Below are 23880 nucleotides of genomic sequence, written 5' to 3' on the forward strand. Positions count from 1 at the left end.
CTTGACAGATTATTGTGTTTTAAGTATTATTAGTTGTAATATTATATAACAGAAAAAAATGAACATATCTATTTTGACGTTTTAGTAATAAAGAAATATTTGGTACACGGAAATGCGGCAATCGAATTTAATTGGTAATCTGACTAAATTTAAAGAAAGAATTAAACCGAAACATTACCTAAATTGAACTTCTAGCTCCAAAGTGACAAAATAAAAGAAGATATGAATAGGTCGTTTTGATTTTAGAACATTTACGTCTCAATTATCTTTTATAGGGGCTGTTATTTTAATTATATATTTTATTTTGTCATATAGGAAAAAACAAAAAGTAATGCTATTATCGAAGCGGTTCGGTGACTTATTCCTAACTCTGACACTATCGTACCATCGATATCAGACAATCATTTAAGTTTTTAACTCATTTTTCAACTTGCACATAATTGTCTTTAACTAGAGCTCATACATCAGTATATAAACATATTTTGAGGTTAGTTTTTAGATTATAGTTAATTCAAGTTGAGTTTAATGTTAACAGTATAAATAGACTGTAATTAATTTTTGATATAATAATGAAAGCCCAATAAATAGAAGCATTGTGTATTACCCGAAAATGTTGAATTTATAATTAAATTTTTTCTTATCTCGAGTCGGGGGAGGAACCTGGTCCTGTGATCCCGCAGCAACCGTTACTTGTAACAAGGTGCTAATTCCAGCAAGCTTTTTGCTTGAAAGATGAGAAGTGTCGTATGGTTATGAATGCCTCTTCCTCATCGGAAGGGGCATTTTTTAGTTAGAAGCCAATTCAAAGCAGCAAAAATTTTGTGACTAAAGTTTAATCCGATGAAGTGGTTGCTTGGTTAGATCCTAGTATTAACGAGATTTTCCAGTATTTAACGTACTAGATTTAGCCAAATAGGATTATAAAACCAACTAATATGATGTGGATACTTTAATTTAAAGTTAACTAAGGGTAAATCCCTTTGAAAATATCAATTATGGAGGAGATTAAAAGATGATAAAGCAAATTCATTTAAATGGGTTTATTCAAAATTCACCATCACCACATTCTATTGGGTTATGGAAACATGACAAAGATTTAGGAAGGAAACATAATACTTTATCGTACTGGACAGAAGTAGCGAAAATATTAGAAAAAGGAAAATTTGATGCTCTATTTATTGCCGATGTATTAGGTACGTATAGCACGTATGAAAATACCCATCGTGCAGCAACAAAGCATGCAGTTCAACTCCCGGCACATGATCCGCTTGTACCTATTTCCGCTATGGCCGCTGTGACGAAGCACTTAGGATTTGCTGCGACTATTTCTACTACTTATGCACAGCCTTACTCATTAGCACGACAGCTTTCTACATTGGATCACTTAACAAATGGAAGGATTGCTTGGAATGTTGTGACCTCTTATTTGGAAAGTGAAGCGAAAAACCTTGGGCTTAAAGACCGCTTACCAAAAGAGCTTCGGTATCAACGAGCAGATGAATTTTTGGAAGTGGTGTATAAGCTCTGGGAGCATAGTTGGGAGGAACACTCCGTTGTTTATGACAAGAACAATGATCAATTTGCTGATCCGAACAAAGTGCATCTTATTAATCACAAGGGTAGATATTTCAATGTTCCTGGTCCGCATTTAGTAGAGCCATCTCCGCAACGAACTCCGGTTATTTTTCAAGCTGGTGCCTCACCAAAGGGGAGGGATTTTGCTGCTACGCATGCGGAGGCAGTATTTACGAAAAATCATTCCTTAAAAGCTGTAAAAGAATACACCGTAGATTTACGAGCGCGAGCAAAAAAGAAAGGCAGAAATCCAAAAAATATAAAGATTTTTTTAATGATACTTCCAATTGTTGGTCGAACGGAAGAAGAAGCGTATCGAAAGTATCAGCAATTGACAGAACACGTCAGTTATGAGGGAACTGCAGCTTTATTATCAGGACATACAGGAATAGATTTCTCCCAATATGATCCTGATCAATATATTGAAAATATGGAAACAGATGCTGTACAAGGTAATTTAGATATGTACACAAAAGATCCAAATAAGAAATGGACATTAAAAGAAGCGGTAAAAAATCATGGACTTGGTAATGGTACTGTAAAATTTATTGGGACACCTGAACAAATCGCTGATGAACTGCAAGTTTGGGCAACAGAAGGGGATGTAGATGGCTTCAATATTGCGCAATTTTACTCCCCTGGAACTTTTTCTGAATTTGTTGATTATGTTGTACCCGTCTTACAAGAACGGGGTATTTTCAGAAGAAAATATGAAGCAGTTACTTTAAGGGAACATTTATTTGGGAAAGGTCACGTAAATATATCGGATGAACATCCTGCCCGTAACGGTTTAACCGTTTAGTACGTTCTTCTAATAAATGAGGAGGGAGAATGGATGAATTCTATTATGACCTATACTTGGATTGGTTTTACTGTTTTTCTTTCCGCTATGTTTATTCTTGGCTTGGTTAGTGCAAAGAAAACAAAGAACATCCGTGATTTTGCGATCGGAAGTGGTCTTGGACCGTATGTTCTTGGACTCTCCTTTTCGGCAACCTATTTAAGTGCTGCTACTTTTCTAGGATATCCGGGATGGTCGTATGATTGGGGATTATCTAATTTATGGCTTTTTTTAGCAATCATTGGAGGAGGACCGATTGGTGTTATCATGGTCGCAAAAAAAGCGAGAAAACTCAATCAGCAACAACAATCGCTCTCTCTTCCGGATTGGCTCGGTGATTTCTACAATAGTGATATTTTACGAGTTGGTTCAGGGATTATTTTATTATTTAATGTGTTTTATATTGCAGGCCAATTTGTCGCTGGCGCTCGTATTTTTGAATATTTGTTAGATATTCCTTATACGATGGGATTAGTAGCCATTGCTGTTATTGTAGTGTTTTATGTATTTGCGGGTGGGGCTCTGGCCGACATTTATACTGATGCAGTACAGGCAGTAATGATGGCTTTTGGTGGAATTGCTATTTTTATTTCCGGCATTGTATTGTTTTGGCAAGGTAGTATAACAAATACGTTTCTAGGCATTACTGAAAATTTAGCTAGTCAGAATAAAAACCTTGTAAAAATCTTTAATCCGGAATCAACGCATTTTCATTCATTTATAACCGTGTTGGGGGCAATCATGATTCAGTGGGCTTTTGCCTCTGCACCTCATCTATTTAATAAAATACTCGGTCTAAAAGATGAAAAAGATTTAGGAAAAATGATTATAACCTATATACTTGCTAGCTTTTTTTCACTAGTTGTATTATTTGGCGGGTTTTATAGCCGCAGAGTCCTTGGAGATACGGTTGTAACTTCAGATGTAGCATTAATTGATTATGTTGTTTGGGCTTTTCCAGCAATTTTTGTTGCCATATTCGGTGTCGTCATATTAGCTGCTGCGATGTCCACAACAGACGGGTTATTTGTATCCATCGCAACGGTATTTAGCAATGACATCTTTTTAAAAGTATTAATTAAGCGTAAAATGATTCGTGTCGGAAAACAAAAAGCAGAGAGAATCGCATTTTGGATTAGTCGTATTACTGTTCCGGTTACTGGTTTATTTGCTTTTTTTCTTGTGATACGTCCACCTGCATACATGGGAGATATTATGTGGATTGGAATTTCTGGTGTAGCAGCTGGAACAATGGGACCAATTCTTTATGCAATCTATGGTAAGCAAAAAGCGCCGGCTCGAGCTGCGGAGGCTTCCATGTTTGCTGGTTTGTTATCTTACCTCACTCTTTCATTTGGCGGATTTATCCAAAGTACGATGCTAGCAGGATCTGTAGCAACAGTAATTGGAATAATGACGATCGCTATATTAGCTTATATACTAAAGCCGTCTGCCCAACCCGGTTATAATGAGCAGTAAGAATGTATCTCTGAACGAAGGAAATGAATTTGACCTAACGATTTATCCCGCATCTAAGGTGCCGTAAGATTTCTACGTCACGAGTTAAAGGGAATATGAAGAAGTCTTAGTAGAGATAACGGCACTTAAATGTCGATTTGTTCCACTAATATTCAATGAGAAAAATAATTATTGGATGAAGTTTCTATTCTATTTACTCCATGATTGATGTGAACGAAAGATTAGTGGGATAACTTTATGTTCAGTATATGAAGAATTCTAATTAAGAGGTGGGGAGGAAGTGATTCTTATTTTTGTAAATCCGATGTTAACTATTTGGTTATATGGTGTTATTGGTTTTCAAATTATCATTGGGTTGCTGTTTTGGAAATGGTATTTTAAGAAAGAGTGATTAACCGAATAAATTGTAAAATAGTTTCAAATCGAATGCGCTTAAAATGAAGATTTTATATCCAAGTAAGTTACTATGTTCTTGTCTAAGAAAGGATATCCGTTTTTACATTGTGATATTTTTGAAAAGTTTCCTCTAGCTTCAGCGCTCAGTGTCTGCTTTTTTGTTTCAGGTTTACTTTTTATTGATTTACAATTAGACTTTATGTATACATTTCTTTCAAAAGGAAGGATACATCATGAAAAAAAATTATATTGGCTATGCTGGAACCTATACTCGAAAAATAAGTAAAGGAATCTATCGGTTTGCACTCGATCCAAAAGCACGAAAGTTGACAGCAGTTAAAGCTGTTGCTGAAGTAGGAAGTCCTACTTATTTGACAATAAGTGAGGATAATCGCTATTTGTTCTCTATTGGGCAAGATGGAGAATTAGGTGGGGTACAAGCTTATAAGATTAATGGGGAAGCTGGTGAATTGGTTAAGTTAGACGAGCAACTAACGGAAGGAAAGCCTCCATGTCACTTATCTTTCCACCAAGATAAATTAGTAACTGGTAATTATCATAAGGGAGAAGTTGGTCTATATTCTTTCACAGCTAAGGAAACATTAGAAACAGATTCCTTTATACAACATACAGGTAGTGGTCCTCATGAACGTCAAGAAAAATCGCATGTTCATTATGCAGGATTTACGCCAGACCGTAACTATGTCATTATCTGTGATTTAGGGGCGGATGAACTTGTTACGTATCGTATTGATAACAACAAACTTGTGCGTCATGAAACTCTAAAAGTAAAATCGGGAAGCGGTCCACGTCACATTGAATTTCACCCAAATGGTAAAACGGCATATGTGCTCACAGAACTAAGCTCGGAAGTGATTGTCTTCGATTATGATACGGAAAATGGAAGTTTTTCTGAAAAGCAAACAATTCTCGCCAAACCAGCGGATTTTGCAGAAACGAACGATGCCAGCGCTATTCATATTTCTTCAGATGGGAAGTTTTTATACACAGGAAACCGTGGTCATAATAGTATTGCATTGTTTCAAATTGATCAAAAAACCGACAAGCTTTCCTTTATCGAGTTTACAGCTACTGGCGGGGAATGGCCGCGTGATTTTGTGTTAGATCCTACAGAGTCTTTCATTATTGCAGCTAATCAGCATAGTAACAATTTAGTTTTATTTGAACGGGATCAACAGACAGGTAAGCTAACTCAGTTAGACTCTGTGGTAGAGGTTCCGGAAGTAGTCTGTGTGAAATTTTTAAATTAATATTTTGCATGAGTAAATAGAATAACGAGTTAATTCGTAATTTATAATGGAATTAGACATCGCAAGTAGCAACAAAATTTTACTCTCTGAAAAGCAAGCTAATATCTCTCGCAGATAAAGGTTTGCTTTTTTGCATGTTAAAAATGTTAGATCTATAGATTAAGTTGATACATGTATGTGCAAAAGGGTTGGAATAAATAATAGAAAAAATTCGTTCCATTACATCATTTTTAAAACGCTAGTGTGGAGAGCTTTATTTTATCTGTACACATCTGTGTATAGGAAAGATCTCTCCAGCTTTTCACATCAATTCAAGTGAAAACAGCAAGGCTGAATCCAATAATTTGAAAAATTGGTTAAAAGATACCTGACATGTGCCGATATAAAGAAAGCTGAAGTTAATAATTCTTCTAGGAGGGATACTAAAGAGATGGCAACAGTTGCAGCACATATTGTAGAAATGATTAAGGAACAAGGCTGTCAGTTTGCATTTGGAGTTCCGGGAAAGCCTATTGTACCACTTATCTTGGAAATGGAAAAGCAGGGAATTGACTTTGTTTTAGCGCGCCATGAATGCGGTGCTGGTTATATGGCGACAGGTTATGCCATGCAAAATGATAGTCTGAGTATCGCTATTGGTACATCTGGTCCAGGCGGAACTAATCTTATTACGGCAGCGGCACAAGCAAAGGCTTATCACGCACCGGTTTTGTTTATCACTGGTCATCCACCATTGACGGATGCAGGTAAACCAGTTGGACAAGATTCGAGTATGTTCGGTACTGATTTAACAGAAATGTTTCGTCCGGTTACTTTGTTTAGTGCAAAGGTAGAGGATGCTAGCTTGTTAAAAAATTATGTACAGCATGCTTTAGAAAAAGCGCTGACTGGGGCAAAAGGACCTGTTCATTTGTCTATTCCACTCAATGTGCTTATTGATAAGACAGAGTCATTCACCTTACCTTCTGAATGGAGTAACGATATTCCTGTATCAGGAAATCTAGAACAAGCTTCACAAATTTTGTATGCAGCACAACGACCAGTTTTATTGTTAGGGAAAGGAGTTCACATAGCCAAGGCGTATCAACAGGTACTAGAGTTTGTTGAGAAATGGAACATCCCAGTCATGACAACTCCAGGAGGTAAAGGCACATTTCCTACGAAACATAGACTGTCACTAGGTGCATATGGACTAGGCGGTACAGCAGCGGCTTCTGCTTATATGGAAGAAGGAGTCGATGTTATGGTTGTTATCGGCTCTAAGTTGAGTGATATGTCGATAGCAGGTTTGCGACCAGACCATTATCCAAAAACAATCATTCATTTTGATCCATTTGCAGATTTTGTTGGAAAATCAATTCCAGTGGAAACTTTATTTGTTCAAGGTGATGCGAAGGTAAATCTTCATCAGTTGAATATAAATTATTTTTCCAAGCGAGAAGCACCAGATCTTCAAACATATTGGCAAAAAGAAATGCTAGAAAGAGAGAGCGAGCAAATTAAACAAGCGAATTACCAAAAAATATCTACAGCAGCAGTTATGAAATGCTTAAGAGAGGTCTTACCAGAGGAAACCATCGTATTTGGAGATGACGGGAGCCATACTTTTCATGCAATTAAGCATTTTGACATTGTGAATCCTGGTACATTCTTTTTTGACGATGTATTTGGTGCAATGGGACATGGTCTTAATTTTGCAATTGGGGCGAAAATAGCTGAACCAGAAACGCCGATTGTAAGCTTTACAGGTGATGGCTGTATGATGATGCATGGAACAGAAATATCTACCGCCGTGAATCAACAAACTCATATGATTTTCTTTGTTTTTAATAATGGAATGCTTGATATGGTAGATAAAGGAATGCTCTATAACTTAGGTAGGGCAGTAGGGACAAGATATACGACCGAAATGAATGCAGCAAAATTTGCTGAATCACTAGGTGCAACTGGTTATCGTTGTACGACAATGGAAGAAGTTATTGATGCAACGAAAACGGCATTAAAGCACCCACAAACTGCGGTAATTGAAATTATGGTAGAAAAAGAGGAAGTACCGCCTACATTAAAACGAGGGTAATAAACTCTCTGAAAATCTGGATTTTTAATCAGTAATCAAGCGTTTCTAAACTTAGATGGGAGAGAAGAAATTGGATAAGCAGGAACGAGGATGGAAGCAAATTGAAGAATTGGCTGGGTTAAAAGGAATAGCAGCGATGAAAGAGGTAGAAAGGTTTTCACCACGCTTAGCTAAACTTGCTTTGGAATTCGGTTATAGTGATGTTTATCAAGATGATTGTCTTGATTTGAAACAGCGTTCTTTTATAACGTTGGCGTCTTTAATTACACAAGGCGATGCAGGGAGAGGTTTACAGTATCATTTTCATGCGGCTTTACGAGTTGGAGTTAGTAAGGCTGAAATTCTTGAATTAATCAATCATTGTAGTGCTTATGCAGGATTTCCTAAGGCGATCCATGCTTTGCATATTTTTAAAACGGTAGTAGAAGAAAAGGAGAATACAAATGGCTAAATATGAAATAAAAGTTTATAAGGATGTTCTTTATTTTAATTATTTTGAAATGGCTGAAACTGTAGCTGAAGCTAAGGAGCATGCTGCTGAAGCAAAACGTGCTTTACAGCAACCGGGTATTAAAAAATTTCTCAACGATAATAGTAACATTAAAGGTGTGGCTAAGCCGGAAGTTAATGAAGTATGGGGAGAATTAATGAAATGGGTAAGCAGTAATATCGAGAAAAACGCTACTGTCGCACCAAATGTAGCACTGAAAATGCAATTAAATCGCTTGTCCAGAAGTGCTGGAACATATGATACAATTAGAGCATTTACGAACTTGCAGGAAGCCTTGGTATTTATGGATATTCCGGAATTTAAAATAGATTAAGGATGGAGTAATATGAAAAAAACAGCGAAAACTTTAACTATCCAACAAATATTATTGCTTTATGTAATACTTTTCACATTTGTTATTGTTTTACTGCCTGTTTTAACATTTCTTACATTTATTATCTTAGACATTCCTTTACAGTCTATCTTTGTATGGTCTTTCATTGGTATCATTATACTATTAGCGCTGTTTCTTGCATATTTATTTGGAAATTTTTTGTTTTCACCACTAAAAAATAAAGAAGGGGTAGACACAAGCCAGTTGGAAGTGTCTTCTTCAAACCATCCTCTCTATCGATGGGTCATGAATCAACTTCCAGTAGCTCAGCAAGATAATAAAACAGAAGGTACTGAAGTTCTAGAGTTGGCTGAGCAAACAGCTACAGTTTCTAATCAGCTAATGACTACAACTGAAGAGACGAGTAAAGCAACAGCAGAAATATCTGCTTCGATTCAGGAATTAGCTTCTGGAGCAGATGCCCAGGCGCATTCAATTCAAACAATTAATGAATCTTCATCCCAAGTATTTTTCAGTTTAACGGAAATTGATGAAAGTACCAAGTTTGTAGCAGAGACTTCTAAAACAGCGATAACGAATGCAAAAAATGGGAATGAAGTAGTTGCTAATGTAGCGAAACAAATGGATGTAATTGGTGAACAAGTCGAGCGTTCGATTGAAGTGGTTAATGAATTGAATGAGAAAACAAATCAGGTTGGCGAAATATTGTCACTGATAACCGATATTTCAAATCAAACAAATTTACTTTCGCTTAATGCTGCTATTGAGGCTGCTCGTGCCGGAGAACACGGGAAAGGTTTTTCGGTAGTAGCAGATGAAGTTCGTAAGCTTGCAGAACAAACAAATGATGCTACTGCGAAAACACAACAGCTCATTCAAGAAATTCAATCTGGCACCAATGAAGTGATAGATGTTATTAAGGAAAGTGGAAAATCAATTAAACAAGGCGTTTCAAGAAATGGAGAGATGGGAAAGGTATTTAATGATATTTACCAGGATGTTGACGTAATCGATGAATTTATCCATGATTTATCAGCGGCAATGCATGAAGTTAAAGATAGTATGAATGATGTTTCTTCTTCTATTAATAATGTATCTGATGTTACGGCTGAATCAAGCGGCAACTTGCAAAATATCGTTGCTGTTATCGAGGAATTAAATGCTTCGATGCAAGAGGTATCAGCGTCGGCTACATTGCTGGCAGATATAGCCAATCAGCTTAATGATAAGGTAGTAGACTAAATTATTCATGTGTGGGCAGTAGTTTTTAACGACAGAAAAATATGTACGTTCAAAACTGCTGGAAAATCCATTGTTTCATTAGGAACAATGGATTTTTTATTATCTAGGAACTATGACCATTTGTGCATTGTGGATAATTTTTTTGAAAATTAGCTCCGTCTAGCTAAAGCGCTCAAGCGACTAGCAAACTTCACTCTTCTTCCTACGATAAGTCAGCATCGGTTCCTCCGTCACCGTGTTTTCCTTTACCTCGTCAGAAGACCTCCAGTTAGTACGTCGCTAACCCGAGCGCTTCTAGCTTTTGTGTCTAGCTAAAGCGCTCAAGCGACTAGCAAACTTCACTCTTCTTCCTACGATAAGTCAGCATCGGTTCCTCCGTCACCGTGTTTTCCTTTACCTCGTCAGAAGACCTCCAGTTAGTACGTCGCTAACCCGAGCGCTTCTAGCTTTTGTGTCTAGCTAAAGCGCTTAAGCGACTAGCAAACTTCGCTTTTCTTCCTGCGATAAGTCAACATCAACTCGAATCTAAGGGAAGGCCGAGTAAAAGCGGGCTTGTCGCTCAGGCGTCGGCATACGCCTGTTTTAGAGGCATGTTTCCTTTATCGAATGTAAGGAGCCGTATTTTTCTTATGTCAAAAATCTGCTTATGATGTTGCGAACATGGTGAGAAAAACGGCTCTTAAATCCCCGATTCGTTCAGTCAACAGGACAAGGAAAGCTTCTTGAATAAGCATCGCATGCAGAAAAAGTGAGCTTCTTTTTCAAGGACAGAGTTCTACGGCAGCAATACACCGCACGCAGAAAAAGTGACCTTCTTTTTTAAGGATAAAAAGGACTACGACAGCGACGCATCGTGATTTTTCAAGGACGCTTGCGAACTTAGCCTTTAATCTTCTGTTTCAAGAGAAGAGTATTCCTTGAATGAAGTTTCACTTTACCTCTTCTGAAGCTCTACCGTTTGTACAGCGCTAAGCGAGCACTTTTAACTTTTGTTCATAAAGTGGCTGTTCAATTCAAGTTATATTCAAAACAACATTATTTACTTAGTTAGAGATATAAGTAATTGAAGTAGTTTCTAGTCGTTGGAAGTTTGTATAAGTTCTATACAAACTCATGATCTGGGGAATCTTATTTAAGAATAACCCAATTTTGCACAAATGGCTGTGACCAATTTGGTCTTATTATAATAACTACTATTGGCTATAATAAATGTAAGACATACTACTTACTTCATCTTGATGGCAGGAGGATATTTATGAATCAACGTAGTATGGCAGTATTAAAAAAACTAGCAGTTCATGATGGATATATTTCTATCACTCAGCTTTCTGATATGTTTAATGTTTCCAGAAGGTCGATTTATAACGATATTGGAAGAATCAATGATTGGCTTCAGGAACAGGGCTTAACCTCGATTCAACAAGTAAGGTCAGAAGGAATATATCTGGATAACAGTACGAAAAAAGCTATTGCGAAAGGCTATACACTTTTAGAAGATAACTACTATGAATATACAAAGGAAGAGCGCAAGGCATGGATTTATTTGCATATAACCTGTGGTGTGCGCGCCTATTTTGTAGAAGATTTACAAGAGCTTTTTCAAGTGAGCAGAAATACAATTCTAGATGATGTAAGAATATTAAAAAATGAAATCGAGAGTCATCAATTAAATATGTATACAGAACGAGGCAGAGGGTATCATATTATTGGAAATGAAATCGATGTCAGAAAAGTGTTAATCCAATATTTGTCAATTATCACCCCGATGGATAGCTGGTATAGCATTTTACATGATGAACGTAAAGGTAAAACGGACCTGCCTCAAACGTATTCCATTTTTAATCGTAATTGGCTTCACCAGATTCATCGTAATTTAATCGCATATGAAAAACATTTTAGTATTGAAATTATTGATGATGTTTTAAATAGTTTAGTTATTTGGTTTCACTTTTTTATGAAACGCATGCAACAAGGATTCACTATTGATATTGATCCAATTGAAAAAGAAGTAATTGAATCAACGGACACTTTCTTAGGTGCTAAGATGTTATGCCATGAACTATTTAAGGTACTGCCAGAAGAGCATAACTATGAAGAAGAGGTTTACTACTTTGCAAAATATTTACTTAGTGCGAAAGTAAATTATGACTTAAATCCCTATGAAGAAAATAGTGTGATGCAATCTTTAGTTGGTGTAGTTGAGAAGATGGTAGCAGACTTTCAGCTATATGCTGCTGTTGAATTTGATGAGCCGAAGAAAATTATTGAAAATTTACTGTTGCATCTAAAACCCGCTTATTACCGAATCAAATATGGTATTAAATTAGAAAATACGTTACGTGATTCTGTTAAGAAAACGTATCCAGAAGTGTTTCACATTACAAAGCTGGTAATGAAGCATTTTGAGGAGTTGATTGAACAGCCAATTGATGAGAATGAAGTAGCATTCATTGCGACACATTTTGGTGGGTGGCTTCGTAAAGAAGGAGTGGTGCTTGATAATAGACAAAAGAGATTATTAATCGTCTGTACCAACGGTTTAGGAACGTCAAAATTGTTAGAAAGTCAGCTATTAGGATTGTTTTCCAATATTCAAATTAGTGGAGTAACTTCTTTACGCGAGTATCATCAGATGGATTTAGCAGTCGATTTTATTGTCTCAACAATACCCCTACCTGATCGCGGTATACCAGTATTTGTAGTCAGTCCTGTATTAAGTAATGATGATAAGGAACAGCTATTAAAAAAAGTAAATAGTATGTTTGCGACGAATAAGGAGCAAGACTATTCCGTGGAAGCATTAATTGATATGGTAAAACGCTATGCTACCATCCATAACGAAGATGCGCTGCAACAAGAGATAAAAAGGTACCTTTATACCCCTGGCCATGTAGTAAGTAATGGAAGGAAAAGAAACTTAAAGGAGTTGTTGCCTTCACATCGGATTAGACTAATCGATCAAGTGGATACATGGCAAAAAGCTATAAGGCTTGCTGCTCAACCATTAATTGATGATAAAACGATTGAGCATCGCTATGTAGATAAAATGTTGAGAGCGATTTATCAAAATGGTCCTTATATCGTTATTTCTGAACGATTTGCCTTACCCCATGCCGGCCCTAATGATGGTGTAAAGAAAACAGGAATGAGTATGCTTTGTTTAAAACAGCCGGTTGATTTATTAGGAAAAAATGTTTCCATATTTGTTGTTTTAGCATCAAAAGATAATGAACAGCATTTAAGAGCTTTAGCACAGCTGACAAAGCTGTTTTCTAATAAAAATAATAAACAACTCGTGATGGACGCGCAGGATAAACATAGGATTTATAAACTAATTAAAACGTACTCCCATAACGAACTGGAATAACATAGAGAAAGACAGGTGTTTGTAAATCATGAATTTTTTGGAGAAAAATTTAATAAAACTTGGCGTAGAAGTGAATAATGCAGAAGAAGCAATTGCATCTGCCGGTCAATTACTGTTAGATGAAGAATTGATTGAGCCTTCTTATATAGAAGCTATGAAACAAGCTTATCAGAAAAATGGCCCTTATTTTGTATTAGCTCCCCAAATAGCTATCCCTCATGCTCGACCTGAGGATGGGGTTAATGAAGCAGCTGTTTCCCTTGTTCAATTGAAAGAACCAATCTCATTTGGACATACCATCAATGATCCAGTTCGTCTTGTATTTGGACTAGGTGCGGCTTCCAGTTCTGATCACCTGACATTGCTTAGAAGATTAACAACCTTATTAAATGACACAAGTAATATTGATCAATTATTACAAGCAACTACTGTTGATGATATAAAAAAAGTTATAGAAATGGAGAGATGACTAATGTTAAAAATATTAACTGTTTGTGGGTTAGGTCAAGGGACAAGCCTAATATTGAAAATGAATGTGGAACAAGTTCTTGGTGATATGGGGATTCAAGCGGATGTAGAACATACAGATGTATCAGCAGCTTCCAGTATGGATGCCGATTATATCATCACAAGTAATGAGCTTGCAGAAAGTTTGCAAGGGCATAAGGCAAAAGTTGTCATTGTTAACAACTACTTTGACATGGATGAAATTAATGAAGCACTGAAAGACAATATTGAAGCCTCTTAACAGAGGTTTCAATATAAAGTGAAACTTCATTCCGTGGAATGCTTTTTACACGGAATGTTAGTTGAACGAATCGGGCATTTAGGTGCCGTTTTCTCCCACTTAGCCTCTTTTGTATCAATCCAGGACTTGAAGTGGGAAACTTACGGCACCTTACATGCGGGATAAAGTGAAACTTCATTCAGTAGGAGTTTTCTTCCATTTCCTACTGAATGTTAGTACCACAAGGGTATGACCTAAAGGCCCTTAAACGAATCAGGCATTTAGGTGCCGTTTTCTCCCACTTAGCCTCTTTTGTATCAATTCAGGTCTTGAAGTGGGAGTCTTATGGCACCTTACATGCGGGATAAAAAATATAGGAGGAATGATCAATGGATATTATTATTTGGATTGCCACAAATGTTTTTGGAGAAGCTGCAATACTATTAGGATTTATCGTCTTACTAGGATTATTACTTCAAAAAAAATCGGCAAGTCAAACGATTAGTGGTACATTTAAGGCAGTAATCGGATTTTTAATTATTAGTGCTGGATCTGGAATTATTGTAAACGCATTAACCGTATTTGAACCGCTCTGGAAAGAGGTATTTAATTTGTCAGCCGAGCCACTCGGTGAGTTCATAGGACAAGAAGGATTTAATGCAAAATTTGGTAGTGCAGTAACATTAGCAATGACATTAGGGTTTGTGATCAACGTCCTATTGGCTCGTTTTACGAAACTAAAATATATCTATTTAACTGGGCATATGATGTTTTGGACAACTACGATATTCGCTGGGGTTATTGTACAAGCAGCCGGGAATGTTTCATTTACGAAACTTGTTATTTTCTTAGCTGTTTTTATGGGGTTATACTGGACGATTCAGCCAGCGTTAACGCAACCTTTTATGAGAAAAATTACTGGTAATGATAATATTGCACTTGGACATACTTCTGCTTCCGTCGCTTTATTGGGGGCGTTAGCCGGAAAGGTACTTGGAAACAAAGAAAATGATTCAGAAAAAATAAAACTCCCAAAAGGGTTGGAATTTTTAAGAGATTCAAATGTGATCACTGCACTGACAATGGGGTTATTATTTTTGATTGGTGCCATCATTATCTCATTTAAGGATACTCCGGGAGCTCAGGAATTAGTTGCTGCAGCAGGCGATAAGAATTTTATTATCTATTCTATTATTCAGTCTTTCACATTTGCTGCTGGAATAGCTGTAGTTTTACTGGGAGTTCGGATGTTTATTGGTGAAATGGTACCCGCTTTTAGAGGAATCGCTACCAAGATTGTGCCTGGAGCAAAGCCTGCTTTAGATAGTCCGGTTGTTTTCCCTTATGCACCAAATGCAGTTATTCTAGGATTTTTAGGTGCGTTTGCCGGAGCCCTAATCTGGCTCGTAGTGCTTGGAAATACAGTTGGTTACGTATTTGTTCCTACGATGATTGTTCTATTCTTCCATTCGGCAACAGCCGGTGTCTTCGGAAACGCAACCGGAGGTGTTCGCGGTGCACTAATCGCTGGGTTTATTACTTCAACTGTAGTAGCATGGGGACAATTTTTTATGGTGAAAATGCTAATATCTGACACAATTCCTGATACAGCCATGTGGGCTGCTGATTCGGATATGTTTATCCTAGGACCGCTTGTCCGTCTATTAGCACAGCTATTCTTCTAAATAGAACCTATGGTAAAAGTTGAAAGGAATCTTAAAAGGGTAAAGGGGAGCAGACATCTGTTCCTTCTTCCTGTTACTTAAGCAAATTAAAAATTATCAATGAAGGAGTGAATAAAAAGTGAGTTTTATTCGGACGTTTCATGGCGACATTAACCCTAAAACATTAGGAGTCACCTATTCACATGAACATATTGTATGTCGGCCGCCATTTTGGGCTGAAAGAGGAGAAGATGATTTACTGCTTGATGATAAAGAAAAATCTAAGCTGGATGTGTTAGATTTTAAGCAGCTTGGTGGACAAGCAATCGTTGATGCTACGGCTGTTGATTATGGTAGAGATGTCATGGCTGTAAAAGAAATAGCAGAAGAAACAGGTATCACGATTATTGGAACAGCTGGTTTTAATAAAAGCTTTCTCTGGGGAGCAAAAGTACCAGCACATGTAAAAGAGGTTATTGGTGATTATGCTACTTTTTACGAATGGATTGAGGCTAAATCCATTAATGAACTTGCTGATTTTGTAATCAGAGAAGTAGAAGAAGGATTGGAAGGTACAAATACTCCTGGAGGACAGGTGAAGTTTGGTACTGGCTATAATCGGATTACTCCTTTAGAAGAAAAAACGATACGAGCAGTTGCAAGAGCACACCATGAGACGAAAGCACCCGTTCATTCACATACAGAGGCAGGTACGATGGCACTGGAGCAAATAGAAATACTAAAATCTGAAGGCGTCAATTTAGAATATGTCAGCTTCGGTCATATGGATCGAAATCCAGACCCTTACTACCATGAGAAGGTTGCACAAACAGGAGCATTTATTTCTTTTGATGGGATATCCAAAATAAAATATGCACCAGAGAGTACTCGAGTTCATTGTATTTTCGAATTGGTGAAAAAAGGGTATGAAAAGCAAATTCTTATTAGTGGGGATACAGCTAGAAAAACATATTACAAACATTACGATCATGGATTAGGTCTAGAAAATATTTTAGGTAAATGGGTTCCACGCTTTATTGAAGAAGCTGATCAATCAGGTTTTTCAGGAAAACAATTAGTAGATCGTTTTTTTGTAGAAAACCCAGCTAGATGCTTTACGTTTAAAGGTTAATGACAAATTGTAGTGAAGGGATTCATTCGACGTTGCAATGTTTTTAGAACATAAATAAATTCGATGAGGCAAACATGTTTGTTAAATAATAGTGCTAGCTAAGCTTTCAAATAAGTTGAAGAAGGTGTAAATAATGGAGTTTCAATATGAAAATTCCTTTGATATAGAAGAAAAAATGAAAACAACAAAGATTGCTATTTTGCCAGTTGGTGCGGTTGAAGCACATGGCCCTCATTTGCCATTAGGAACAGATAATTTATTGGCCGAACGTGTTGCAAAACGATTAGCCGAACGAATCGATTGTTTTGTTTTGCCTACACTGCCTTATGGACAAGTATGGAGCTTACGTAATTTTCCAGGAAGTATTAATGTATCGAATGAATCACTAATTTCAATGATAGTCGATATTGGAGAAAGTTTATATCGGCAAGGCTTTAAGACGTTTGCGATGGTAAACGGTCATCTAGGTAATCAGCCGGCATTAAAGGATGCAGCACGGGTTTTGTTTACGACTTGTCCTGAAATGAAAGTATTTTATTTCTTTTATCCAGGGATGAATAAGGCTGCTAAAGAGGTTCGTGAAACAGAATCAACGCATGCCACGTATTTTCATGCTTGTGAAATTGAAACGTCGTACATGCTTTATTTAGCACCTGAATATGTAGTTATGAGTAAAGCTTTAAATGATGTTCCGGTTATACCAAGTGATGCAGATGTCACTCCTACTCCATGGGAAAATTTCACAACATCAGCGGTATTAGGAGATGCCACATTAGCAACGGAAGATAAGGGAAAATATATTATCGATCTTGCTATAGATAACATGCTAACGATGCTAAAAGCTAGTGAAAATTAAACAAAAAATCAATGATTACAGTAGAGCTGAATTGACAAACTGTTTACACCTTTTAATTATATAGAGGAGGAAAATATATTGATCCAACAATACTTTCAAAAAATTTCAGAACTGTTGGCAGTAGTTGAAAAAGAAGAAATGGAAGTGATGGAAAAAGCGGCAAAGAAGGTTGCTAAAGCCATCGAATCAGACGGAGTTATTCATTTATTCGGTTGTGGTCATTCGCATATTTTAACAGAGGAAGTGTATTACCGGGCTGGTGGGCTTGTTCCGATGCATCCGATTCTTCATGAACCATTAATGCTTCATGAGGGGGCTGTTCGTTCATCCACTTTAGAAAGACAAAATAATTATGCAGCAAACTTTATAGAAGACCAAGGTATTGAAGCAGGCGATATCGTGTTTGTTATTTCAACTTCAGGACGGAATCCTGTACCAGTAGATGTGGCAAACTTTGCGAAACAGCAAGGAGCTTATGTCATTGGCATTACTTCAATTACTTATTCATCTAGTCAACCGTCTCGTCACACTAGTGGAAAGTATTTATTCGATGCAGTAGATTTAGTAATTGACAATCATGCACCTGTAGGTGATGCATTACTATCTCATGAAAGAGTTAAAGTACCTTTTGCACCAAGTTCAACTGTCATCGGTGCAGCAATATTAAATGCATTGTTTGCTAAAGCAATTGAAGAAATGGCAGAGCAAGACTTTGAACCTCCAATTTTCCTAAGTGGAAATATAGAAGGGGCAGACGAGCATAATCAGCAATTGGTCAAAAAGTATAGTAAACGAGTCAAATTATAACGTATGTTTTAAAAAGAGGGTAAAAGGACTAAGATGCCACGTCTTTGAATAATCGCTGATCTTATGCTCTTTAGGAATCTATATTCGTTTGTACCTTTGGGGTAACTTTTTTGAGAAATTATTTTCATCTAGTTTAATTACGATAAATTAACATCGGCTCGAATCTGAAGGAAGGCCGACTAAAAGCGGGCTTGCCGTAAAGCGTCGGTATACCCCTGTTGAGAGGGGCATCCTTCCTTTATCCCAAATTTGAGGATTTGTATTTTTTATTTCAAATTCTGCATATGATGATGCGAATATGATGAGAAAAATGGTTCCTAAATTCCTGATTCGTTTGGGTCAACAGGACAAGAAACAACCACGACAGCGATACTTCGCACGCAGAAAAAGTGCTTTTCTTTTTCAAGGACAGGGGAAGCTACGACAGCGACACATCGCACGCAGAAAAAGCGTTTTTCTTTTTCAAGGACAGGGGAAGCTACGACAGCGACACATCGCGGTTTTTCAAGGAGAAGTCCTACTTGTTCGATGATAACGCCGACACTAGCATGACCGCTTTGAAATTCGAGGAGGAAAATGTCGGTATACATTAATTAATAGATTCAATAAGCCAGTAAGGATGCTAGGGCGACCAGTGTTTGGCGCAGATGATCATCTTATTATAGTAAAACGCTCACCACTTCAAATGTAGTGAGCGTTTTAAAAGACCGATTTGTTATCAAAGAGGAGCAAGACTTTATTTGACTTTGGAAAGTTATATGTTCTATTGTTTTTTTCCATATCCAAATAACAGTTTAAAGCCAAGATTTTTATTTAAGTTTCTTGTTTTAGAACTAGATCACAATCTAACTCGTTTTTACCTCGTTATCCTTTGGCCGTAAGCAAACCTTATTTATCAATTAGAGGAGAGATTCATCCGTTATTTTTATGCTGGAAGCCCCCCTATTATCCCTGTGCAATAAAGGGGTTGGCTCTTGCAAGATTCTTAATGCAATGTTCATTCTCCTACTGTTTTAAAGCAAGCTGTTCTATGTACAGAAATATGAAAGATGAATCTTAGATGGTGGAATCCATTGGTCAAAATTCTTCATCTTATTTTCCCTTATACCCTCTTCGGTTTATTTCCTGTACACTATGGACAGTTACATAGGCATTTTTGTCGATCTTTTCAATAATATGCCTTAATTGGACAATTTCTTGTTTATTAATAACGATATAAAGGATTTCTTTATTTGTTTTGGTATAACCACCCTTACCTTCTAATACAGTAAGGCCCCGAGACATATGATTTGTTACTTGTTCCAATACTTGTTCAGGATGTTTTGAAATAATCAGTACAGCAGTTCGTTCGTTAGCACCTTCTACGATAATATCAATTGCTTTAGCACCTATATACACAGAAATAAGCGTGTACATTGCTTTTTCTTGACCAATGACAAAAGCAGAAAGTCCGATTACAGCTATATCCGTTATTAGCATTCCTTTACCGAAACTCCAACCGATAAACTGGTTTAATAAACGTACGATGATAGCTGTTCCACCAGAAGTACCTCCAGCTTTGAAAATTAATCCCAAACCGATTCCAACTGTTAGTCCTGCAAATAATGCTGCCAGCAGAGTGTCACCATTTCCCGCTTCTCCAATATTTTTAGTGAGATGTAAAAATAGAGAAGAAAAAACAATGGAAATAATCGTATATATAATTACTCTTTTATTAAAATAATGATAACCAATTGCTAACAATATGGCATTTATAATAAAATTTACAATTCCAGTAGACCAATCAAACAGGTAGTACGTTACGATGGATATACCAATAACACCACCTTCTGACAAGTTGTTAGGGATCGCGAAATAATTAATTCCAAATGCAAAAATAAAAGAGCCGATAATAATGATCATGCTCTCTTTCATCCATTTACTCAACACGCTCACTCCTTCCATTAATTAGAATTTTAACAGGGATGTTTCCAAATAAAAAGGATTATATTAGTCAAGTTTAACGCTAAAATCATGAGATAGCGATAAAAAGAATCATTAGATGATCCCCCATTGGAAAAAAATATTTGCTTCCCCCTCTTGTTCCACTATAGGAAAGTATAAAATTTTATGGTTTATAGTATAAGAAAAACTACAGCTTTCGCCATAAAGACTTAGCGATAAGCCAAGTTTTTCTAAAAAAAGGTTCTGAGATAGAGATCTTGATAAGTGAAGTACAGTTCTAATTTGCTAAGCGGTTGTACCCTATTTTTAAAATAAGGTAACGCAAATAGATAAAATATGTTATACTACTCAAAAAAAGTATGTAAAATTCTTGGAATATTTTGTATAAGAGAAACTTAGTTTTCTAGGAAATTATAAAATTATTGATTGTATGATAATTTATTCGCATCAAGCTTCAGCGCCTAGCTCCTCGAGGCTCAGCAAGTTTACTAGCAATTGCCTTTTGGGAAAAATCCTAAATTTTTTCATATGTAGAACTCATTTTAACCGGAACAGTTTATAATCTCTTACATATAGTAAAACTTTATTTAAAAGTACGCTTTTCTCCTTGAAGCGCCTTGTGCAGTCCCGACAAGCACTGGTACTCCGACAAGGAGGCTGTACGCTTGCTGTCTTGCATCGGAAAACTCGTCCGTCAATTGGTACAAAAAATGGTTCAATTTCCTTAATGTTGCCTATTCAAAAGCAATGGGGAGTCTAGCAAAAATTCTTTGATAATCCTTCAATTTTTTGGTAAGGTTCTTGGGGGTCTAGAACGTTATCAAAAAATTGGGGTTACCAAACAATATATGTCGTGCGGTAGTGGAAAGGTGTACAAAATGGAGTGCCAGAATGATTGATATTAAAACATACGAATTATTAACAGGGTTTCCATTTCAGCTACCGAATGCTGAAATTATAATATCCCCAATACAATACTATAATGAAGAAATGATATTGCCTCATTAGAATTGATTTATTTCACACATGTACAGATTATCAAGTTGTGATACTAATACAATATATTATTATTAAACTAAATATTTAAGGAAAGGAGAATATAAACTGTATACTGTAAGGGATTACATACGATTAGAAGCAGGAAAAAATTGCGCTAGAATGGAAAAAATACTGATTATTGAAGATAATGTAGATGTAAGTAGGTTACTAGCAGAGTCTTTAGAAGATGAAGGATATGAAGTCAACATTGTACTTGATGGAATGGAAGGTCTAAATGAAGCGAAACATAATCAATACGACTTGATTTTGTTGGATATCATGCTTCCTTATAAAAGTGGCGAAGAAATTTTAAAGGAAATTCGAGCACACCAGGACATTCCGATAATTATTATTTCGGCTAAAAATATGGTTTCAACAAAGATTGACTTATTACGATTAGGTGCCGATGACTACATAACAAAGCCATTTAACTTAGGGGAAGTTGCAGCACGTGTTATGACTAATCTACGTCACTATAATAGCCAGAAGAAAGCAAATAACGTATTGAAGTATAAAGATTTGGAGTTAGATATTACGAATAAACAACTGACCTTATCTGGAGTAAAATTAGACCTTACTGCAAAGGAATATCTAATCATGGAATTATTAATGCAGAATCCTGGAAAGGTATATTCAAAAAGTAATATTTATGAATCTTTATGGAATAAAGAATATCTAGGAGATGATAATGCAGTAAAAACGCATATCAGTAATTTGCGTAATAAATTAAAAACCATTAACCCAGATATAGACTATATAGAAACTGTTTGGGGGCTAGGATATCGCTTGAGTAAGGTTTAAGTAAATAATTTTTTCTTAAACCTTTTTTTATTCTTAACCTTTTCTTAACTTTTAGATGTTATATTTGCAAATGAGGTGATGGTGGGTGACAGATTATATTTTAAAAACAAACGAAATAACAAAAACATTTCGTAAGGTGGATGCGTTACGGAATATATCCATTACAATAGAATCTGGAAAAATATACGGATTAATCGGAAGTAATGGGGCTGGTAAAAGTACTTTAATGAGGATCATTGCAGGTCTAAGTTTTCCGACATCGGGTAGCATGGAGTTTTTTGGAAAAGAAAGTCCAAAAGCAATTCAGGTTGAACGTAAAAGATTAGGATGCATGATAGAGTTGCCGAGCCTTAATATGAGTTTATCAGCAAAGGAAAACATCAGATATCATAGAATTTTACGTGGAATTTCAAATGAAGAGATTGAGGATGAACTAATACGGTTAGTAGGATTGGGTGATACAGGAAAAAAACAGGTGAAAGATTTTTCACTTGGTATGAAACAGAGATTAGGAATTGCAGTTTCACTCATTAACAATCCTGAATTACTTATTCTAGATGAACCAATTAATGGGCTTGATCCAATTGGTGTTAAAGAAATAAGAAATTTGCTTAAGAAGTTATGTGAAGAGAGACATATAACCGTTATTATTTCAAGTCATAATCTCCCCGAGCTATATCAGGTAGCAACAGACTATATTATTATCCATGATGGAGAGATCAAACAAACCTTGACACTTCAAGAGTTGGAGAATAAATGTCAGAGGCATCTTCTTATTGAATGTGAAAATCCTGAGGATCTTCTAGTTATATTGGAAACGGAATTGGGCACAACGAATTATAAGATTATGCCTGATAAGACTATAAAACTATATGATTATGTTGATGATAAGAAAAAAGTTGCCAGAACTATTTTTAAACATGAAATTATTGCAACCAATTTTTCTGTTGAGGGAGATACTTTAGAAAACTATTTTATTTCTGTTATTGGAGGAGAAAAGAATGATTAATATCATTCAGGCTGATCTATATAAACTAAAAAAATCCAAACCTATTAAAATACTGTTTTTAATTATGTGGGCTGCCGCCGCAATTGTGACATTAGTATCGTATTTAGTGGCCCAAGGAAAAGTAGGTATTGAAATAAGTGGCCCCATTTCAGGATTAAGTGATGTTATGACAATAGCAATTGTTGGGCCATTTTTAGCGGGGATCTATATATGTAGTGATTTTAGTAATAAATCTATAAATGATGCAATTTCTTCTTGTGGCATTAGTAGAGGAGTTGTGATTATTAGTAAGGCAATTGTCTTATATTTATTAGTATTACTTATGATTTTACCATACGCGGTAGTTACCATCATTGCATTTTCCACTGGAGCAGAGTTTTCCGAACCGTTTTCTGCATCTATATTCCTTCATATATTAGCAAATCAGATTGAACTAGATTTAACAGGAACAGTATTTAGGAAAATGCTTGTTATTATGTTTGTTATGATGTTAGCATATGCTTCTCAAATGAGTATAGGTATACTTCTTGCATTTATCGTAAGAAAGACTTCTTTAGTTATCTTCCTCGGCTTCGGTATTATATTGGTTTTACAAATCCTGGGGGGATTAGGAACTGAAATTTCGTTTATAGAAAATATCCTTTCATTTACACCTTTTTCAGTAAATAATCAGGTTCTAATAATGGATGTAGAAGTAGATGTTATTTTGAAAGCGATCGGTATCAGCTTGTTATTTATTGTATGGATACTTAGCATTACAAATGGAGTTTTTAGAAAGTCAGAAATCAAATAATTGGAAGGCTGATAGA

19 protein-coding genes and 1 riboswitch are annotated in these 23880 nt (G+C 36.2%); of the genes, 18 read left to right on the plus strand and 1 reads right to left on the minus strand.

Annotated features, from left to right (window positions below; all coding sequences use genetic code 11):
• Window positions 1-634 precede the first annotated feature (634 nt).
• A riboswitch (SAM riboswitch) is annotated at window positions 635-739 on the plus strand.
• A gap of 273 nt (window positions 740-1012) precedes the next feature.
• The 15 genes from KQI21_RS08945 to KQI21_RS09015 all read left to right on the plus strand — a co-directional run bounded on the left by KQI21_RS08945 (window position 1013) and on the right by KQI21_RS09015 (window position 18872).
• Window positions 1013-2377, plus strand: coding sequence for an LLM class flavin-dependent oxidoreductase (locus KQI21_RS08945; protein WP_216483849.1), 1365 nt, complete (start codon window positions 1013-1015; stop codon window positions 2375-2377).
• Between the two features lie 33 nt (window positions 2378-2410).
• Window positions 2411-3895 carry a sodium:solute symporter family transporter gene (locus tag KQI21_RS08950; RefSeq protein WP_216483850.1) on the plus strand — a complete coding sequence of 495 codons (1485 nt, stop codon included), beginning with the start codon at window positions 2411-2413 and terminating at the stop codon, window positions 3893-3895.
• A gap of 629 nt (window positions 3896-4524) precedes the next feature.
• Window positions 4525-5562 (plus strand): lactonase family protein, encoded by a 1038-nt coding sequence (locus tag KQI21_RS08955; protein WP_216483851.1) that lies wholly within the window; start codon window positions 4525-4527, stop codon window positions 5560-5562.
• A gap of 430 nt (window positions 5563-5992) precedes the next feature.
• Window positions 5993-7639 (plus strand): thiamine pyrophosphate-binding protein, encoded by a 1647-nt coding sequence (locus KQI21_RS08960; protein WP_216483852.1) that lies wholly within the window; start codon window positions 5993-5995, stop codon window positions 7637-7639.
• A gap of 70 nt (window positions 7640-7709) precedes the next feature.
• Complete coding sequence (locus KQI21_RS08965; RefSeq protein WP_216483853.1) at window positions 7710-8090, plus strand: carboxymuconolactone decarboxylase family protein; 381 nt, start codon at window positions 7710-7712, stop codon at window positions 8088-8090.
• Window positions 8083-8463: a hypothetical protein gene (locus tag KQI21_RS08970; protein ID WP_216483854.1), complete on the plus strand. Its 381-nt coding sequence runs from the start codon at window positions 8083-8085 to the stop codon at window positions 8461-8463. The genes KQI21_RS08965 and KQI21_RS08970 overlap by 8 nt, the downstream gene beginning before the upstream one ends.
• Window positions 8464-8475: 12 nt before the next feature.
• Window positions 8476-9726 (plus strand): methyl-accepting chemotaxis protein, encoded by a 1251-nt coding sequence (locus tag KQI21_RS08975; RefSeq protein ID WP_216483855.1) that lies wholly within the window; start codon window positions 8476-8478, stop codon window positions 9724-9726.
• 1255 nt (window positions 9727-10981) lie between these two features.
• A complete protein-coding gene (locus KQI21_RS08980) occupies window positions 10982-13093 on the plus strand; it encodes a BglG family transcription antiterminator (RefSeq protein ID WP_216483856.1) in 2112 nt (703 codons plus the stop codon).
• A 28-nt stretch (window positions 13094-13121) separates the two neighbouring features.
• Window positions 13122-13562, plus strand: a complete 441-nt coding sequence (locus tag KQI21_RS08985) for a PTS sugar transporter subunit IIA (protein WP_216483857.1) — start codon at window positions 13122-13124, stop codon at window positions 13560-13562.
• Between the two features lie 3 nt (window positions 13563-13565).
• Window positions 13566-13841, plus strand: a complete 276-nt coding sequence (locus KQI21_RS08990) for a PTS sugar transporter subunit IIB (RefSeq protein ID WP_216483858.1) — start codon at window positions 13566-13568, stop codon at window positions 13839-13841.
• A 368-nt stretch (window positions 13842-14209) separates the two neighbouring features.
• Complete coding sequence (ulaA, locus tag KQI21_RS08995; RefSeq protein ID WP_216483859.1) at window positions 14210-15505, plus strand: PTS ascorbate transporter subunit IIC; 1296 nt, start codon at window positions 14210-14212, stop codon at window positions 15503-15505.
• 118 nt (window positions 15506-15623) lie between these two features.
• Window positions 15624-16616 carry a phosphotriesterase family protein gene (locus KQI21_RS09000; RefSeq protein ID WP_216483860.1) on the plus strand — a complete coding sequence of 331 codons (993 nt, stop codon included), beginning with the start codon at window positions 15624-15626 and terminating at the stop codon, window positions 16614-16616.
• 133 nt (window positions 16617-16749) lie between these two features.
• On the plus strand, window positions 16750-17472 hold the full coding sequence (locus KQI21_RS09005) for a creatininase family protein (RefSeq protein WP_216483861.1): 723 nt from the start codon (window positions 16750-16752) through the stop codon (window positions 17470-17472).
• 78 nt (window positions 17473-17550) lie between these two features.
• Window positions 17551-18279 (plus strand): SIS domain-containing protein, encoded by a 729-nt coding sequence (locus KQI21_RS09010; RefSeq protein WP_216483862.1) that lies wholly within the window; start codon window positions 17551-17553, stop codon window positions 18277-18279.
• A 389-nt stretch (window positions 18280-18668) separates the two neighbouring features.
• A complete protein-coding gene (locus KQI21_RS09015; protein ID WP_216483863.1) occupies window positions 18669-18872 on the plus strand; it encodes a hypothetical protein in 204 nt (67 codons plus the stop codon).
• A 499-nt stretch (window positions 18873-19371) separates the two neighbouring features.
• On the opposite strand, the gene KQI21_RS09020 is transcribed toward KQI21_RS09015, so the two are convergent.
• Entirely contained in the window at window positions 19372-20208 is an 837-nt protein-coding gene (locus KQI21_RS09020; RefSeq protein WP_216483864.1) for a YitT family protein, read from the minus strand.
• A gap of 1173 nt (window positions 20209-21381) precedes the next feature.
• Between KQI21_RS09020 and KQI21_RS09025 the strand changes: the two genes are divergently transcribed.
• The 3 genes from KQI21_RS09025 to KQI21_RS09035 all read left to right on the plus strand — a co-directional run bounded on the left by KQI21_RS09025 (window position 21382) and on the right by KQI21_RS09035 (window position 23864).
• On the plus strand, window positions 21382-22062 hold the full coding sequence (locus tag KQI21_RS09025; protein WP_216483865.1) for a response regulator transcription factor: 681 nt from the start codon (window positions 21382-21384) through the stop codon (window positions 22060-22062).
• Window positions 22063-22147: 85 nt separating this feature from the next.
• Window positions 22148-23071 (plus strand): ABC transporter ATP-binding protein, encoded by a 924-nt coding sequence (locus KQI21_RS09030; RefSeq protein WP_216483866.1) that lies wholly within the window; start codon window positions 22148-22150, stop codon window positions 23069-23071.
• A complete protein-coding gene (locus KQI21_RS09035) occupies window positions 23064-23864 on the plus strand; it encodes a hypothetical protein (protein ID WP_216483867.1) in 801 nt (266 codons plus the stop codon). The genes KQI21_RS09030 and KQI21_RS09035 overlap by 8 nt, the downstream gene beginning before the upstream one ends.
• The last annotated feature ends 16 nt before the right edge of the window (window positions 23865-23880 follow it).

It is taken from the genome of Virgibacillus proomii (assembly GCF_018916875.1).
GTDB classification, from domain to species: domain Bacteria; phylum Bacillota; class Bacilli; order Bacillales; family Amphibacillaceae; genus Virgibacillus; species Virgibacillus proomii_B.

Bases quoted from the DNA above. Each gene is read 5' to 3' on its own strand.
- KQI21_RS08945 (WP_216483849.1), top strand. From the start codon at position 1,013: ATGATAAAGCAAATTCATTTAAATGGGTTTATTCAAAATTCACCATCA.
- KQI21_RS08950 (WP_216483850.1), top strand. From the start codon at position 2,411: ATGAATTCTATTATGACCTATACTTGGATTGGTTTTACTGTTTTTCTT.
- KQI21_RS08955 (WP_216483851.1), top strand. From the start codon at position 4,525: ATGAAAAAAAATTATATTGGCTATGCTGGAACCTATACTCGAAAAATA.
- KQI21_RS08960 (WP_216483852.1), top strand. From the start codon at position 5,993: ATGGCAACAGTTGCAGCACATATTGTAGAAATGATTAAGGAACAAGGC.
- KQI21_RS08970 (WP_216483854.1), top strand. From the start codon at position 8,083: ATGGCTAAATATGAAATAAAAGTTTATAAGGATGTTCTTTATTTTAAT.
- KQI21_RS08975 (WP_216483855.1), top strand. From the start codon at position 8,476: ATGAAAAAAACAGCGAAAACTTTAACTATCCAACAAATATTATTGCTT.
- KQI21_RS08980 (WP_216483856.1), top strand. From the start codon at position 10,982: ATGAATCAACGTAGTATGGCAGTATTAAAAAAACTAGCAGTTCATGAT.
- KQI21_RS08985 (WP_216483857.1), top strand. From the start codon at position 13,122: ATGAATTTTTTGGAGAAAAATTTAATAAAACTTGGCGTAGAAGTGAAT.
- KQI21_RS08990 (WP_216483858.1), top strand. From the start codon at position 13,566: ATGTTAAAAATATTAACTGTTTGTGGGTTAGGTCAAGGGACAAGCCTA.
- ulaA (WP_216483859.1), top strand. From the start codon at position 14,210: ATGGATATTATTATTTGGATTGCCACAAATGTTTTTGGAGAAGCTGCA.
- KQI21_RS09005 (WP_216483861.1), top strand. From the start codon at position 16,750: ATGGAGTTTCAATATGAAAATTCCTTTGATATAGAAGAAAAAATGAAA.
- KQI21_RS09025 (WP_216483865.1), top strand. From the start codon at position 21,382: ATGGAAAAAATACTGATTATTGAAGATAATGTAGATGTAAGTAGGTTA.
- KQI21_RS09035 (WP_216483867.1), top strand. From the start codon at position 23,064: ATGATTAATATCATTCAGGCTGATCTATATAAACTAAAAAAATCCAAA.